The following is a 15,226-nucleotide window of genomic DNA, read 5'->3' on the forward strand; positions in this document are numbered from 1 at the left end:
CCCGGACTAATAAGATGGCATTGAAATCCCCCGCGTTTCGTAAAAAATTTCCGTTGTTGGTGACCGGCAGTCTGCTGGCCCTGCAACCTCTTGCCACTTCGTTCGTGGTCGCCGCGGAACAGTATGACTGCTCAGTCTCTGCTTCGGGTGCCTGGGACTGTGCGCCAAAATCTCCCGCAGCTGCACTGCCACCGCGTCCCGTCCATGACGGCGGCGCGGTAAGTGCGAGCGGCGAGACTCCGGCCGACAGCGATTCCAGTCAAGACGCCGACGCCAAGCCAGTGCTGGTCACCGAGTCCAAAGGCCGCGGCCTGAAGTCCCGTAGCGCAGACTACAGTCACCTCGACTGGGTTCCGCGCGAGAACCTCACTGCCGCGCAATTGGCTGAAACCGGTCCTTACTGCGCTGGTTCCTATATCGAACCGATTCGTCCAGGCATGAATGACAAGACGGATAAAAGTGACGCTCCGACCTTTATCGGCGCCAAGGCCTCCCGCTATAAGCAGGATGAGCAAGTCGCGACCCTCGCCGGTGACGTGGTCATGCGTCAGGGCAGCATGCAGGTCGAAGCCGACGAAGCGAACCTTTACCAGGCCGAGAGCCGTGGCGAACTGAGCGGCAACGTGCGCATTCGCGACAACGGCGCACTGATCGTGGGCGACCACGCCGACGTGCAGCTCGACACCGGTGAAGCCAAGGTCGACAACGCTGAATACGTGATGCACAAATCCCGTATCCGCGGTAACGCGCTGTACGCCAAACGTGCCGAGAACGCGATCATCCGCCTCAAGGATGGCACGTACACCACGTGCGAGCCGAACAGCAACGCCTGGCAGCTCAAGGGCAACAACATCACCTTGAACCCGGCCACCGGTTTCGGTACCGCGACCAACGTCACGCTGCGGGTCAAGGACTTCCCGGTTCTGTACACGCCGTACATCTATTTCCCGATCGACGACCGTCGCCAGTCCGGCTTCCTGCCGCCGACCATCGGCACCGGCAGCGATACCGGCTTCCTACTGGTCACACCGTATTACTTCAACCTGGCACCGAACTACGATGCCACGTTGTACCCGCGTTACATGGCCAAACGTGGCTTATTGATGGAAGGCGAATTCCGCTACCTGACCAAGTCCACCGAGGGTCAGTTCGGTGCGGCGTATCTCAATGACGAGAACGACGATCGCAAGCTACAGACCGACTACGAAAAAACCCGCTACATGTACAACTGGCAGCACAAGGGTGGCCTCGACTCGCGCGTCTTCACGCAAGTCGATTACACCAAGATCAGCGATCCTTATTACTTCCAGGATCTGCAGAGCGACCAGATTGGTGTGAAAAGTTCCGACTACGTGAACCAGCAGGGTTCTGTCAGCTACCGCGGCGACAGTTACACCGCTCGTATCAATGCCCAGGCTTACCAGTTGGCGACCGTATCGAACATCACGCCGTACGATCGTTTGCCGCAGATTACCTTCAATGGTCAGCTGCCTACTCACCCGGGCGGCCTGGACTTCGACTATGAAACAGAAGTCGTTCGGTTTGATCGGGACCTGAAAAACGGCAGCTTTACCGATGAAGACGGTAACGTGTCCCCACGCCTCGATACCAACGTAACGGGTCTCGCACGCGCTACCGGTGATCGTTTGAATCTCAAACCAGGTGTCAGCCTGCCGTTGGACTGGAGTTATGGTTTCCTGAAGCCATCGCTCAAGTACCAGTACACGCAGTATCAACTGGATCTGGACAGTATTGGCAAAGGCCAGGTTGCCGCGCAGACAGCGGAACAGAACGAACTCAGCGGCACCTTCAGCACCAACCAGAACCGTGGCGTTCCGATTGCAAGCATCGACAGCGGTCTGTATTTCGATCGCGACACTACCTGGTTCGGCAAGAATTATCGCCAAACGCTTGAACCGCGCCTGTTCTATCTCTATGTACCAGAGAAAGACCAGGAAGACATTCCGGTGTTCGATACCGGGGAATACACTTTTAACTATGCTTCCCTGTTCCGTGACAACCGTTTCTCTGGCTCCGACCGTGTCGGTGACGAGAACAAACTGTCGCTGGGCGTGACCAACCGCTGGATCGAAGAGAACGGCTTCGAACGTCAACGCATCAGCATCGGTCAGGCCTTGTACTTCAAGGATCGCAAAGTCCAGCTGCCGGGTATCGATGCAAGAACCCGCACCGACGCGCAGTCCGACGTTTCTCCATACGCACTGGAATACGAATTCCGCTTCAACCGCGACTGGCGTGCCACCGCTGACTACAACTGGGACCCGGACAGCCGCAGTCCTCGCTCGGGCAGCGCGATGTTCCACTACCAGCCTGAAGACAACCCGAACAAGGTCATCAATGCCGGTTATCGCTATCGCAATGACCAGGTCCGTTACGACCAGAACACCGGTCAATGGTCGGTGGGCGGCGGTGACTATGGCACCCCGGGCCAACCTGGCTACGTGAAGGACTACTACAAGATCCAACAGCACGACTTCTCGGTGATCTGGCCGATCGTGCCGCAATGGAACGCCATCAGCCGCTGGCAGTACGATTACAACCGCAACCGTACCCTGGAAGCCTTCGGTGGTTTCGAGTACGACAATTGCTGCTGGAAACTGCGCCTGATCAACCGTTACTGGGTCGACTATGACGAATTCAGTCAGGAAGCCCCGGAAAATGAAAAAGGCGACCACGGCATCTTCCTACAAATTGTTCTGAAGGGACTCGGCGGCCTCACTGGCGCCAAGGTAGAGAGCTTCCTCGACAAAGGCATTCAAGGTTATCGTGAACGTGAAGACCAAGCTTTCTGATTGTCTGCGCCCGCTGATGCTGGGCGCGCTGTTCCTGGGTACCGCGGCCAACGCTGCGGTACAGTCCATCGATAAAGTGGTGGCCATTGTCGACAACGACGTGGTCATGCAGAGCCAACTGGACCAACGCGTTCATGAAGTTCAGCAAACCATCGCCAAACGCGGGTCGGCCGTTCCGCCGGCCGGCGTGCTGGATCAGCAGGTGCTTGAGCGTCTGATCGTCGAAAACCTGCAATTGCAGATCGGCGAGCGTTCCGGCATCCGAATTACCGATGAAGAACTGAACCAGGCTGTCGGCACTATTGCCCAACGCAACAACATGTCGATCGAACAATTCCGCGCCGCCCTGGCTCGCGACGGTCTGTCTTACGACGACGCGCGTGACCAGATTCGTCGCGAGATGATCATCAGCCGCGTGCGTCAGCGTCGTGTGGCCGAGCGCATCCAGGTGTCCGAGCAAGAAGTGAAGAACTTTCTCGCTTCCGACCTCGGCAAAATGCAGCTGTCCGAAGAATTCCGTCTTGCCAACATCCTGATTCCTACGCCGGAAAGCGCCAACTCCGACGCAATTCAGAATGCCGCCAAACAGGCAGACGCGGTTTACCAGCAACTCAAGCAAGGCGCTGACTTCGGTCAATTGGCAATCGCCAAATCCGCCAGCGAAACCGCACTGGAAGGCGGCGACATGGGCTGGCGTAAAGCCGCTCAACTGCCACCTCCGTTCGATCGCATGCTGAGCACCATGGCGGTCGGTGACATCACCGAGCCAATGCGCACGCCGGGCGGTTTCATCATTCTGAAGATCCTCGACAAGCGTGGCGGTGAGACCCAGGTACGTGACGAAGTGCATGTGCGTCACATCCTGGTCAAACCAAGCCCGATCCGCGACGAAGAAAAAACCAAGGCCCTGGCCGAGTCGCTCTACACCCGTATCGAAGCGGGCGAAGACTTCGGCGAACTGGCGAAAAACTTCTCGGAGGATCCGGGTTCCGCCCTCAACGGTGGCGACCTGAACTGGATCGACCCGAATGCACTGGTTCCCGAGTTCCGCGAAGTGATGGCCAATACCCCACAAGGGCAGTTGTCCAAGCCGTTCCAGACTCAATACGGCTGGCACGTTCTGGAAGTCCTTGGCCGTCGCGCCACCGACAGCACCACCCAGGCCCGAGAGCAGCAAGCAATGACCGTCTTGCGTAACCGCAAATACGACGAAGAGCTGCAAACCTGGCTGCGTCAGATCCGTGACGAAGCGTATGTAGAAATCAAGCTCCCTGGTGCAGACCAGGCAACGCAGTGAAACCCAAACGTTTCGCGCTGACACCCGGTGAACCGGCCGGCATAGGCCCAGACTTATGCCTGCTGCTCGCCTCGCAAGCCCAGCCACATCCCCTGATTGCCATTACCAGCCGCGACCTGCTCCTTGAGCGGGCCGCGCAACTGGGCGTGGTTGTCGATTTGCTGCCGGTCACACCGGTCAGCTGGCCGGATGTACCTGCACCCGCCAACAGCCTGTATGTCTGGGATACACCGCTCAACGCCAAGGTCACCGCCGGGCAACTGGACAAAGCCAATGCCGCTTTCGTTCTGGAAACCCTGACCCGGGCCGGCCAGGGCTGCCTGGACGGGCATTTTGCCGGCATGATCACCGCCCCTGTGCACAAAGGCGTGATCAATGAATCCGGGATTGCCTTCTCCGGGCACACGGAATTTCTCGCCGACCTCACTCACACCACACAGGTGGTAATGATGCTCGCCACCCGCGGCTTGCGTGTGGCACTGGTTACTACTCACCTGCCCCTTCGCGAGATTGCCGATGCAATCACGCCGGAGCGTCTGGAACGGGTCACGCGAATTCTGCATGCCGACCTGCAAGAAAAATTCGGCATTGCCCAGCCACGCATCCTGGTCTGTGGGCTCAACCCCCATGCCGGTGAAGGCGGACACCTGGGCCATGAAGAAATCGACATCATCGAACCTACATTAGAGCGCCTGCGCGGCGAGGGCATGGACCTTCGCGGCCCCCTGCCCGCCGACACTCTGTTTACCCCCAAATATCTGGAGCACTGCGACGCAGTGCTGGCGATGTACCACGACCAGGGCCTGCCCGTGCTGAAGTACAAAGGCTTCGGCGCAGCAGTCAACGTGACCCTCGGCTTGCCGATCATCCGCACATCGGTCGACCACGGCACCGCCCTGGACTTGGCCGGCAGCGGTAAAATCGACACCGGCAGCCTCCAAGTCGCCCTGGAAACCGCCTACCAGATGGCCGAGACCCGTTTATGACCGAGCATTACCAACACCGGGCGCGCAAGCGTTTCGGCCAGAACTTCCTGCACGATGCCGGCGTTATCGACCGCATCCTGCGCTCCATTCACGCCAAGCCTGAAGACCGCCTGCTGGAAATCGGCCCGGGTCAGGGTGCGCTGACCGAAGGCCTGCTTAATAGCGGCGCGCAACTGGACGTGGTCGAGCTGGACAAGGATCTGATCCCGATTCTCAACCAGCAATTCGCCGGCAAGAGCAACTTCAACCTGCATCAAGGTGACGCGCTGAAGTTCGACTTCAACAGCCTGAACGCCGCGCCAAACAGCCTGCGCGTAGTCGGCAACCTGCCGTACAACATCTCTACGCCGCTGATTTTTCACCTGCTGCACAACGCAAGCATCATTCGCGACATGCACTTCATGCTGCAGAAAGAAGTGGTCCAGCGTCTCGCCGCAGGTCCTGGCGGCGGTGATTGGGGTCGCCTGTCGATCATGGTTCAGTACCACTGCCGGGTTGAGCATCTATTCAACGTTGGTCCGGGCGCGTTCAATCCGCCGCCGAAAGTTGATTCGGCCATCGTGCGTCTGGTGCCCCATGCGGTTCTGCCGCACCCGGCCAAGGATCACAAGCTGCTGGAACGCGTCGTACGCGAAGCCTTCAACCAGCGCCGCAAGACCCTGCGCAACACCCTCAAGCTGCTGCTGAGCAACGCTGAGATCGAAGCCGCCGGTGTCGACGGCAGCCTACGTCCCGAACAGCTAGATCTAGCTGCCTTCGTGCGACTGGCTGACAAACTCAGCGAACAAGTCCTACACAAGCCTGCTGCAGACTGACAGGCGATGAGCGCTATCGGGTAGGACGCCAGTCTGGTTTACTATCCGATACTTGGCCTAGACTGAGTTGCATCAGCTACGCCCCGCGTCCCGCTTCGTTTTTAAGGCCTCTTGCATGTCCGATCCTCGTTATCAGGTCGACGTCAGCGTCGTCACCCGCTATCTGGCAGAACAATCGCAACCCGAGCAAAACCGCTTTGCCTTCGCCTACACCATCACCGTGCACAACAATGGCGAATTACCGGCCAAACTGTTGTCGCGGCACTGGGTGATCACTGATGGTGACGGGCATGTCGAGGAGGTTCGCGGTGCCGGCGTCGTTGGCCAACAACCGTTGATCGGCGTGGGCGAGAGCCACACCTACAGCAGTGGCACCGTCATGACCTCCAAGGTCGGTACGATGCAGGGTACTTATCAAATGGTCGCCGACGACGGCAAACACTTCGACGCCATCATCGCGCCATTTCGCCTGGCGGTTCCCGGAGCCCTACACTGATGGCGACGTATGCCGTCGGTGACTTGCAAGGCTGTCTTGAAGCCCTGCAATGCCTGCTTAAGAAGGTCGCCTTCGACCCGGCAAAGGATCGCCTGTGGCTGGTGGGAGATCTGGTCAACCGTGGCCCGCAATCGCTGGAAACGCTGCGCTTTCTCTATAGCATCCGCGAATCGTTGGTGTGCGTACTTGGCAACCACGATCTGCACTTGCTGGCCGCCGGGCAGAACATCGAACGCCTGAAGAAAGCCGACACCCTGCGCGAGATTATTGAAGCACCGGATTGCGCCGAACTGCTGGACTGGCTGCGCCAGCAAAAACTCATGCATTACGACGAACAACGTAATGTTGCGCTGGTGCATGCCGGCATTCCGCCGCAATGGTCGCTGCGCAAAGCCCTCAAGTGCGCCGCGGAGGTCGAGACAGCCCTGCGCGACGACAACCTGTTTCCACCCTACCTCGACGGCATGTACGGCAACGATCCGGCGAAATGGGACAACGACCTCAAAGGGGTGATGCGTCTTCGGGTCATCACCAACTATTTCACCCGCATGCGCTTCTGCACTGCCGAAGGCAAGCTTGATCTCAAGAGCAAAGAAGGTCTCGACTCCGCACCGCCGGGTTACAAGCCCTGGTTCCTGCATAAAGACCGCAAGACCAAGGGCCTGAAAATCATTTTCGGCCATTGGGCAGCGCTGGAAGGCAAGGTCCAAGAGCCAGGTATCTCGGCCCTCGACACCGGCTGTGTCTGGGGTGGCGCCTTGACCATGATGAACGTCGACAGCTTTGAGCGCCTGTCCTGCAAATGCGATGAGCATGGCCATGCCGCCGTACCACCAGTCGCCCCACGAATTTCCGAACCATCGTCAGCCAGCGCCCCGCGCTAGACTGCGCTTTCAGCCGAGCCACAGGAGCCCGCCATGAGCGAATTCAAACGTATTCCCCCGGAACAGGCACAGGCCCTGCGCGAACAAGGCGCCGTGGTAGTCGACGTCCGCGACCCTGCTACCTTTGCCGCGCTGCACATCAGCGGCTCGAAGCATCTGGACAACGTTTCCATCTCGGATTTCATCCGTGCTGCCGACCTTGATGCACCGACTGTAGTGGTCTGTTATCACGGAAATTCCAGCCAGAGCGCGGCGGCGTACCTGATCAGCCAAGGCTTCTCCGACGTCTACAGCATGGATGGCGGTTTTGAGCTGTGGCGTACGACTTATCCTTCGGAAACGGCGCAAGGCACTTCCGAATAATTTTTTTGTAATGCGCAAGCCCCCGGCCCCCGCGGGTTAGCGCGGTGGCAGACGAACGGTCTGCCACAACTAATTACGCATCTTGCCTTTACCTCCCGAATTCCCAACTATCCTTAAGCGCAGGCCATCCAAAACAGGGGAGAGCCGGTACACCGGCGCGCGGGTCATCGGGAGTAGCTTTCGGGGCGGTACGCTTTGAAAGGGTTCTGGGGGGTAAACAGCAACTGCATATTCGGTTGCTGCCAGCATCGACTGACTGATCCGGCGTCGGCTCCACGTATCGAGCGAGGTGACGTCATGAGTATCTTTAGCCACTTCCAACAACGCTTCGAGTCCACACGCCAGGAAGAACTCTCTCTGCAAGAGTATCTTGAGCTGTGCAAACAGGACCGCAGCGCCTACGCCTCCGCCGCCGAGCGTCTGCTGCTGGCCATCGGTGAGCCGGAGCTGCTCGACACCTCGACCAACTCGAGACTGTCGCGAATCTTTTCCAACAAGGTGATCCGCCGCTATCCGGCCTTTGAAGACTTCCACGGGATGGAAGAATGCATCGACCAGATCGTGTCGTATTTCCGCCATGCCGCTCAGGGTCTTGAGGAGAAGAAACAGATCCTCTATCTGCTCGGCCCCGTCGGTGGTGGTAAATCATCTTTGGCCGAGAAGCTTAAACAGCTGATCGAGAAAGTGCCCTTCTACGCGATCAAGGGCTCGCCGGTATTCGAATCGCCTCTGGGACTGTTCAACGCCACTGAAGATGGCGCGATCCTCCAGGAAGACTTTGGCATTCCACAGCGCTACCTGAACACCATCATGTCGCCTTGGGCTACCAAACGCCTGGCCGAATTCGGCGGCGATATCAGCCAGTTCCGGGTGGTGAAACTCTATCCGTCGATCCTGAACCAGATCGCCGTGGCCAAAACCGAGCCGGGAGATGAAAACAACCAGGACATCTCGGCACTGGTGGGCAAGGTCGATATCCGCAAACTGGAAGAATTCCCGCAGAACGACGCCGATGCCTACAGCTACTCGGGCGCACTGTGCCGGGCCAACCAGGGTCTGATGGAATTTGTCGAAATGTTCAAGGCACCGATCAAGGTGCTGCACCCATTGCTGACCGCCACTCAGGAAGGCAACTACAACAGCACCGAAGGTCTGGGGGCGATTCCGTTCACCGGGATCCTGCTGGCCCACTCCAACGAATCGGAATGGCACACCTTCCGCAACAACAAGAACAATGAAGCCTTCATCGACCGGATCTATATCGTCAAAGTGCCGTACTGCCTGCGGGTCAGCGACGAAGTGAAGATCTACGACAAGCTTCTGTTCAACAGCTCGCTGGCCAAGGCCCACTGCGCGCCTGACACCCTGAAGATGCTCGCCCAATTCACCGTGCTCTCGCGCCTCAAGGAGCCGGAAAACTCCAACATCTACTCGAAGATGCGGGTGTATGACGGCGAAAACCTCAAGGACACCGATCCGAAGGCCAAGTCGATCCAGGAATACCGCGACAACGCTGGCGTCGACGAAGGCATGAACGGCCTCTCGACCCGGTTTGCGTTCAAGATTCTGTCGAAGGTCTTCAACTTCGATCCGCATGAAATCGCCGCTAACCCGGTGCATTTGCTCTACGTGCTGGAACAACAGATCGAACAGGAACAATTCCAGGCCGAAACTCGCGAACGGTACCTGCGCTTCCTCAAGGAGTATCTGGCACCGCGTTATATCGAGTTCATCGGCAAGGAAATCCAGACGGCCTACCTCGAGTCCTACAGCGAGTATGGGCAGAACATCTTCGATCGCTACGTGCTGTACGCCGACTTCTGGATCCAGGACCAGGAATACCGCGACCCGGAAACCGGCGAGATCCTCAACCGCGTAGCGCTGAACGAGGAACTGGAGAAAATCGAAAAACCGGCTGGCATCAGCAATCCGAAAGATTTCCGCAACGAAATCGTCAACTTCGTGCTGCGCGCCCGGGCCAACAACAACGGTAAAAACCCGACCTGGCTCAGCTACGAAAAACTGCGGGTGGTTATCGAGAAGAAAATGTTCTCCAACACCGAGGACCTCCTGCCAGTCATCAGCTTCAACGCCAAGGCCAGCAAAGAGGACCAGCAGAAGCACAACGACTTCGTCACACGGATGGTCGAGCGGGGCTACACCGACAAACAGGTACGACTGCTGTCCGAGTGGTACCTGCGGGTCAGAAAATCACAATAACCCGCTGCCGGTCAGACCGGTTGTCGTCAGCCAGAGACCTGTGTGCGCTTTTTCTGATACACAGGCCTCTGGAAGGTGTTCGAAAGTCGGTAGCGAGTAATCAGGCAGTATCCAAAGCGCTTGGGGGAGCGTGAACATCCCTTGGCACTCGGTACGATGCTGCATAACCGCTCGCCCCTTTCAGGACAGCTTCTAAGGAGCAGTCATGAGCTATGTGATCGACCGACGTCTCAATGGCAAGAACAAGAGCACGGTGAACCGTCAGCGGTTTCTGCGGCGTTACCGTGATCACATCAAAAAGGCCGTCGAAGAGGCGGTGAGCCGGCGCTCCATTACCGACATGGAACACGGCGAACAGATCAGCATTCCCGGCCGCGACATCGACGAGCCGGTGCTTCACCACGGTCGCGGTGGCAAGCAGACGGTCGTACACCCCGGAAACAAGGAATTCACCAGCGGCGAGCACATTGCCCGTCCGCCCGGAGGTGGCGGCGGCAGAGGCCCCGGCAAGGCCGGCAACTCCGGTGAGGGGATGGACGAATTCGTCTTCCAGATCACCCAGGAAGAATTCCTCGAATTCATGTTCGAGGACCTCGAACTGCCGAATCTGGTCAAGCGTAACCTGACCGGCACCGACACCTTCAAGACCGTTCGTGCCGGGATCAGCAACGAGGGCAACCCGTCGCGGATCAACATCATCCGCACCTTGCGCTCGGCCCATGCACGGCGAATCGCCCTGTCTGGCAGCAGCCGGGCAAAATTGCGCGAAGCCAAAGAAGAACTTCTACGACTCAAGCAGGAAGAGCCAGACAACTTCGGCGATATTCAGGAAATCGAAGCGGAAATCGAAAAACTCAGTGCGCGCATCCATCGCGTGCCGTTCCTTGATACCTTCGACCTCAAGTACAACCTGCTCATCAAGCAACCCAACCCCAGCTCCAAGGCGGTCATGTTCTGCCTGATGGACGTGTCCGGCTCGATGACCCAGGCGACCAAGGACATCGCCAAGCGCTTCTTTATCCTGCTGTACCTGTTTCTCAAGCGTAACTACGACAAGATCGACGTCGTGTTCATCCGCCACCACACCAGTGCCCGGGAAGTGGATGAAGAGGAGTTTTTCTACTCCCGCGAAACCGGTGGCACTATCGTTTCCAGCGCCTTGAAACTGATGCAGGAAATCATGGCCGAACGCTATCCGAGCAACGAGTGGAACATTTATGCCGCCCAGGCGTCCGACGGCGACAACTGGAACGACGATTCGCCGATCTGCCGCGACATCCTGATCAACCAGATCATGCCGTTCGTGCAGTACTACACTTACGTTGAGATAACCCCGCGCGAACACCAGGCCCTGTGGTTCGAGTACGAACGCATCGCTGAAGCCTTCTCTGACACATTTGCCCAGCAACAACTGGTCTCGGCCGGGGATATCTATCCGGTCTTCCGTGAACTCTTCCAGCGCAGGTTAGTGACATGACCGCCAAAGAGCAGAAGCGCCAACCCATTTCCACCGGCTCCGAATGGACATTCGAGCTGATCCAGGCCTACGACAAAGAAATCAGTCGCCTGGCGGCTCGTTACGCCTTGGATACTTACCCCAACCAGATTGAAGTGATTACTGCCGAGCAGATGATGGACGCCTACGCCTCCGTCGGCATGCCGCTGGGTTATCACCATTGGTCTTATGGCAAACACTTCCTCAGCACCGAGAAATCCTACTCGCGCGGCCAGATGGGCCTGGCCTACGAGATCGTGATCAACTCGGATCCGTGCATCGCCTATTTGATGGAAGAAAACACCATCTGCATGCAGGCGCTGGTGGTTGCTCATGCCTGCTATGGACATAACAGCTTCTTCAAGGGCAATTACCTGTTCCGCACATGGACCGATGCCAGCTCGATCATCGATTACCTGGTGTTCGCCAAGCAGTACATCATGCAGTGCGAAGAGCGCCACGGCATCGACGCGGTAGAAGACCTGCTCGACTCCTGCCACGCCCTGATGAACTATGGCGTCGACCGTTACAAACGCCCCTATCCGATTTCCGCCGAAGAAGAACGTCGTCGGCAAAAGGATCGGGAAGAGCATTTGCAGAAACAGATCAATGATCTGTGGCGGACCATTCCGAAAGGCGCGGACAAGTACAGCGACAAGGACAACGCACGTTTCCCCGCCGAACCTCAGGAAAATATCCTCTACTTCATCGAAAAACACGCACCACTGCTGGAGCCATGGCAGCGGGAAATCGTGCGGATCGTGCGCAAAATCGCCCAGTATTTTTATCCACAGCGCCAGACCCAGGTAATGAACGAAGGTTGGGCTACGTTCTGGCACTACACCTTGATGAACGACCTGTACGACGAAGGCCTGGTAACCGATGGCTTCATGATGGAGTTCCTGACGTCCCATACCAGCGTGGTCTTTCAGCCCGGCTTCGACAGCCCCTACTACAACGGTATCAACCCCTACACCCTGGGCTTTGCCATGTACCGGGACATCCGGCGCATGTGTGAAAACCCTACGGAAGAGGATTACCGCTGGTTCCCGGAAATTGCCGGCACCGATTGGCTGTCGAGCATAAAGTTCGCCATGAGCAGCTTCAAGGATGAGAGTTTCATCCTGCAGTACCTGTCGCCCAAGGTGATTCGTGATCTGAAGTTGTTCAGCATTCTCGATGACGACCAAAAGGACGATCTGTTGGTACCGGCGATTCACGATGAAGGGGGTTACCGAATCATCCGTGAAACCCTGGCGGCGCAGTACAACCTGGGCAATCGCGAACCCAACGTGCAGATCTACAGCATCGATCGGCGCGGCGACCGCTCCCTGACCTTGCGACACCAGCAACACGACCGTAAACCGCTGGGAGAGTCCACAGAGGAAGTTCTCAAGCACCTGCACCGCCTTTGGGGCTTCGACATTCATCTGGAAACCCTGCAAGGCGACCAACTGATGAAAACTCACCACGTTCCGCCCAGAGGTGAACACGCAGAAGGCGATTACGGCCGACTGGACCTGGCCGTCATCCATCTTTGATCCTGTTTGCGCCTCCGAAAGTTCGACGCAAAGGTTATTCTGTCGAGCTAACGGAGGTTTTTTATGCAGATTTATAAAGTCGGCGGCGCGGTACGTGATCGCCTGCTAGGCAAACCTGTCACCGATATCGATTGGGTCGTGGTAGGCGCCACCACCGAAGAAATGCTCGCCAAGGGCTTTCGCCCGGTAGGCGCGGACTTCCCGGTGTTCCTACATCCAAAAAGCGGTGAGGAATACGCCCTCGCCCGGACCGAACGCAAAAGCGGACGCGGTTACGGCGGCTTTACCTTTCACGCCAGCCCGGAAGTTACCCTCGAAGAAGACCTGATCCGTCGCGACCTGACGATCAATGCCATGGCCGAAGACGATCAGCAGAATCTAACTGACCCCTACCATGGCCAGCGCGACCTCGAAGCGCGCCTTCTTCGTCACGTTTCCCCCGCATTCGCCGAAGATCCGCTCAGGGTTCTACGTGTTGCCCGCTTCGCTGCTCGTTATGCGTCATTGGGTTTCACCGTAGCTCCCGAAACGCTGGAATTGATGCGCCAACTCAGTGAGTCCGGCGAACTGGAGGCGTTGACTGCGGAGCGCAGCTGGAAAGAAATTTCCCGCGCCCTGATGGAGGATCAGCCACAGGTATTCATTGAGGTGCTGCGCGAGTGCGGAGCGCTCAAGGTGCTGATGCCAGAAGTCGACACCCTGTTCGGCGTGCCGCAACCGCAAGCCCATCATCCGGAAATCGACACTGGCGTGCACACACTGAGCGTGCTGGAGCAAGCGGCGTTACACAAACAACCGCTGACCGTACGCTGGGCCTGCCTGCTCCATGACCTGGGCAAAGGGCTGACCCCTGAGGAGGAATGGCCTCGGCACATTGCCCATGAGCACAGAGGCTTGAAGCTGATCAAAGCGGTCAACGAACGCTTCAAGGCGCCGCGGGATTGTCAGGAATTAGCGTTGCTGGTGGGCGAGTATCACACCCACGGCCATCGAGCTTTGGAGCTTAAGCCCGCGACTTTGCTGGAGCTGCTGCAAAGTTTCGACGTTTACCGTCGACCTCAGCGGTTTGAAGAGTTCATCGCGGCCTGCGAAATGGACGCCCGCGGGCGCAAAGGGCTTGAGCAGCGAAGTTATCCACAGGCGGATTATTTGCGCGGGGCGGCGACCGCAGCACGAAGTGTGGCGGTTCAGCCGTTGCTGGAGAAAGGATTCAAAGGGCCGGAACTGGGTGAAGCGATAAAACGCGAACGGCTCAAGGCGCTGAAGACTTACAAGGCCGCAGCGGCTGAATGAACAGCTTCGCGAGCAAGCCCGCCCCCACAAGGATCAGCGCATATCCTGTGGGAGCGAGCTTGCTCGCGAAGGCGTCATCCGCATCACAACAATTCTGAAGGGGTCAGTTGCTCACCGCGCCACTCGAACGCAACCGGAGCCAATACCTGATCAATCTGCGCCTCACTCCACAGCGTCGCAAAGCTTTTGCCTACACCCGGATGAACCCTGTCCGGCGCAATCAGCGACAACGGCCACAGCACGAAGGCATTTTTCAGAATCTCGGCCCGCGGCAGAATCAAACCATCGAAGTTGCCCACCCAATCACCGAACAACAACACGTCGATATCCAGCGGCAAACCCTTGCGGTCCGGCGCGTAGCGACCGTTGTCCGCTTCGATGAATTTCAGCCGGCGATCCAGCTCCATCAGCGGCAGATCGGTGTAAGCCGAGACCACGAAATTGAAAAATGGCCCGCTCTTGATCCCCACCGCCTGGCTTTCGAAGACCGCAGAGCAGCGTATATCCACCAGAAAACCCGCCAGGGCTTCAAGGCCAGCCTGTAAATGGGATACACGCTCGATATTGCTGCCGAGCCCGAGGTAAACCTGTGTCAACAACATCCGCGCTCGATCTCCACGCCCACACCACCGGTGGCAGCCGGGACGGCACCTGGCTTGGTCAGCTTGAGACGCATCCAGGTAATGTTGAATTCGCTCATCAGGACTTCAACCAGACGCTCGGCAAAGGTCTCGACCAGCTGAAACTGTGCCTGCTCGGCAAATGCCTGGATGCGCGACGACACACTGGCGTAATCGAGAGCCAGTGTCAGGTCGTCACCGGCTGCAGCCGGGCGATTGTCCCAGGCGAAGCTCAGATCAAGACGCAGGCACTGTCGGATGCCTCGTTCCCAGTCATAGGCACCGATGACGGTGTCAACTTCCAGGCCCTCGATAAACACTCTGTCCAAGCACTCTTCTCCGCTGCACGACAAGGGCGCATTGCGCCGTTAGAATCAGGGCGTCCTCGCCCGGAATAGTTAGC

Annotated in this window: 13 protein-coding genes; 11 read left to right on the forward strand and 2 right to left on the reverse strand. The window is 57.9% G+C overall.

The window, feature by feature from the left end:
* Positions 1-14: 14 nt before the first annotated feature.
* The 11 genes from ACA055_RS27335 (at position 15) to ACA055_RS27385 (ending at position 14,203) form a co-directional block, all read left to right on the forward strand.
* Positions 15-2,813, forward strand: a complete 2,799-nt coding sequence (locus ACA055_RS27335; protein ID WP_497681377.1) for an LPS-assembly protein LptD — start codon at positions 15-17, stop codon at positions 2,811-2,813.
* Entirely contained in the window at positions 2,794-4,110 is a 1,317-nt protein-coding gene (surA, locus tag ACA055_RS27340) for a peptidylprolyl isomerase SurA (protein WP_497681378.1), read from the forward strand. Before ACA055_RS27335 ends, surA begins: the two co-directional genes overlap by 20 nt.
* Positions 4,107-5,096 carry a 4-hydroxythreonine-4-phosphate dehydrogenase PdxA gene (gene pdxA / locus ACA055_RS27345; protein ID WP_497681379.1) on the forward strand — a complete coding sequence of 330 codons (990 nt, stop codon included), beginning with the start codon at positions 4,107-4,109 and terminating at the stop codon, positions 5,094-5,096. The genes surA and pdxA overlap by 4 nt, the downstream gene beginning before the upstream one ends.
* On the forward strand, positions 5,093-5,911 hold the full coding sequence (rsmA, locus tag ACA055_RS27350; protein ID WP_497681380.1) for a 16S rRNA (adenine(1518)-N(6)/adenine(1519)-N(6))-dimethyltransferase RsmA: 819 nt from the start codon (positions 5,093-5,095) through the stop codon (positions 5,909-5,911). Before pdxA ends, rsmA begins: the two co-directional genes overlap by 4 nt.
* A gap of 115 nt (positions 5,912-6,026) precedes the next feature.
* Positions 6,027-6,407 carry a Co2+/Mg2+ efflux facilitator ApaG/CorD gene (gene apaG / locus ACA055_RS27355; RefSeq protein WP_497681381.1) on the forward strand — a complete coding sequence of 127 codons (381 nt, stop codon included), beginning with the start codon at positions 6,027-6,029 and terminating at the stop codon, positions 6,405-6,407.
* On the forward strand, positions 6,407-7,291 hold the full coding sequence (locus ACA055_RS27360) for a symmetrical bis(5'-nucleosyl)-tetraphosphatase (protein WP_497681382.1): 885 nt from the start codon (positions 6,407-6,409) through the stop codon (positions 7,289-7,291). Before apaG ends, ACA055_RS27360 begins: the two co-directional genes overlap by 1 nt.
* 33 nt (positions 7,292-7,324) lie before the next feature.
* On the forward strand, positions 7,325-7,654 hold the full coding sequence (gene glpE, locus ACA055_RS27365) for a thiosulfate sulfurtransferase GlpE (protein WP_429512788.1): 330 nt from the start codon (positions 7,325-7,327) through the stop codon (positions 7,652-7,654).
* A 297-nt stretch (positions 7,655-7,951) separates the two neighbouring features.
* Complete coding sequence (locus tag ACA055_RS27370) at positions 7,952-9,874, forward strand: PrkA family serine protein kinase (protein WP_497681383.1); 1,923 nt, start codon at positions 7,952-7,954, stop codon at positions 9,872-9,874.
* Between the two features lie 205 nt (positions 9,875-10,079).
* Complete coding sequence (locus ACA055_RS27375) at positions 10,080-11,351, forward strand: YeaH/YhbH family protein (RefSeq protein WP_007980218.1); 1,272 nt, start codon at positions 10,080-10,082, stop codon at positions 11,349-11,351.
* Positions 11,348-12,910 (forward strand): SpoVR family protein, encoded by a 1,563-nt coding sequence (locus ACA055_RS27380; RefSeq protein ID WP_497681384.1) that lies wholly within the window; start codon positions 11,348-11,350, stop codon positions 12,908-12,910. Before ACA055_RS27375 ends, ACA055_RS27380 begins: the two co-directional genes overlap by 4 nt.
* Positions 12,911-12,973: 63 nt before the next feature.
* Positions 12,974-14,203, forward strand: coding sequence for a multifunctional CCA addition/repair protein (locus ACA055_RS27385; RefSeq protein ID WP_497681385.1), 1,230 nt, complete (start codon positions 12,974-12,976; stop codon positions 14,201-14,203).
* A gap of 83 nt (positions 14,204-14,286) precedes the next feature.
* Here ACA055_RS27385 and folK read toward each other — a convergent pair whose 3' ends face one another.
* Both folK and folB read right to left on the reverse strand, forming a co-directional pair.
* Positions 14,287-14,805: a 2-amino-4-hydroxy-6-hydroxymethyldihydropteridine diphosphokinase gene (gene folK / locus ACA055_RS27390; RefSeq protein ID WP_497681386.1), complete on the reverse strand. Its 519-nt coding sequence runs from the start codon at positions 14,803-14,805 to the stop codon at positions 14,287-14,289.
* Positions 14,796-15,152: a dihydroneopterin aldolase gene (gene folB / locus ACA055_RS27395; protein WP_497681387.1), complete on the reverse strand. Its 357-nt coding sequence runs from the start codon at positions 15,150-15,152 to the stop codon at positions 14,796-14,798. Before folB ends, folK begins: the two co-directional genes overlap by 10 nt.
* Positions 15,153-15,226: the final 74 nt, after the last annotated feature.

Source organism: Pseudomonas sp. LBUM1657 (assembly GCF_059716075.1).

Coding starts and splice junctions, on each gene's coding strand:
- ACA055_RS27370 (WP_497681383.1), top strand. CDS start 7,952: ATGAGTATCTTTAGCCACTTCCAACAACGCTTCGAGTCCACACGCCAG.
- ACA055_RS27380 (WP_497681384.1), top strand. CDS start 11,348: ATGACCGCCAAAGAGCAGAAGCGCCAACCCATTTCCACCGGCTCCGAA.
- rsmA (WP_497681380.1), top strand. CDS start 5,093: ATGACCGAGCATTACCAACACCGGGCGCGCAAGCGTTTCGGCCAGAAC.
- apaG (WP_497681381.1), top strand. CDS start 6,027: ATGTCCGATCCTCGTTATCAGGTCGACGTCAGCGTCGTCACCCGCTAT.
- ACA055_RS27360 (WP_497681382.1), top strand. CDS start 6,407: ATGGCGACGTATGCCGTCGGTGACTTGCAAGGCTGTCTTGAAGCCCTG.
- folK (WP_497681386.1), bottom strand. CDS start 14,805: ATGTTGTTGACACAGGTTTACCTCGGGCTCGGCAGCAATATCGAGCGT.
- glpE (WP_429512788.1), top strand. CDS start 7,325: ATGAGCGAATTCAAACGTATTCCCCCGGAACAGGCACAGGCCCTGCGC.
- ACA055_RS27335 (WP_497681377.1), top strand. CDS start 15: ATGGCATTGAAATCCCCCGCGTTTCGTAAAAAATTTCCGTTGTTGGTG.
- ACA055_RS27375 (WP_007980218.1), top strand. CDS start 10,080: ATGAGCTATGTGATCGACCGACGTCTCAATGGCAAGAACAAGAGCACG.
- ACA055_RS27385 (WP_497681385.1), top strand. CDS start 12,974: ATGCAGATTTATAAAGTCGGCGGCGCGGTACGTGATCGCCTGCTAGGC.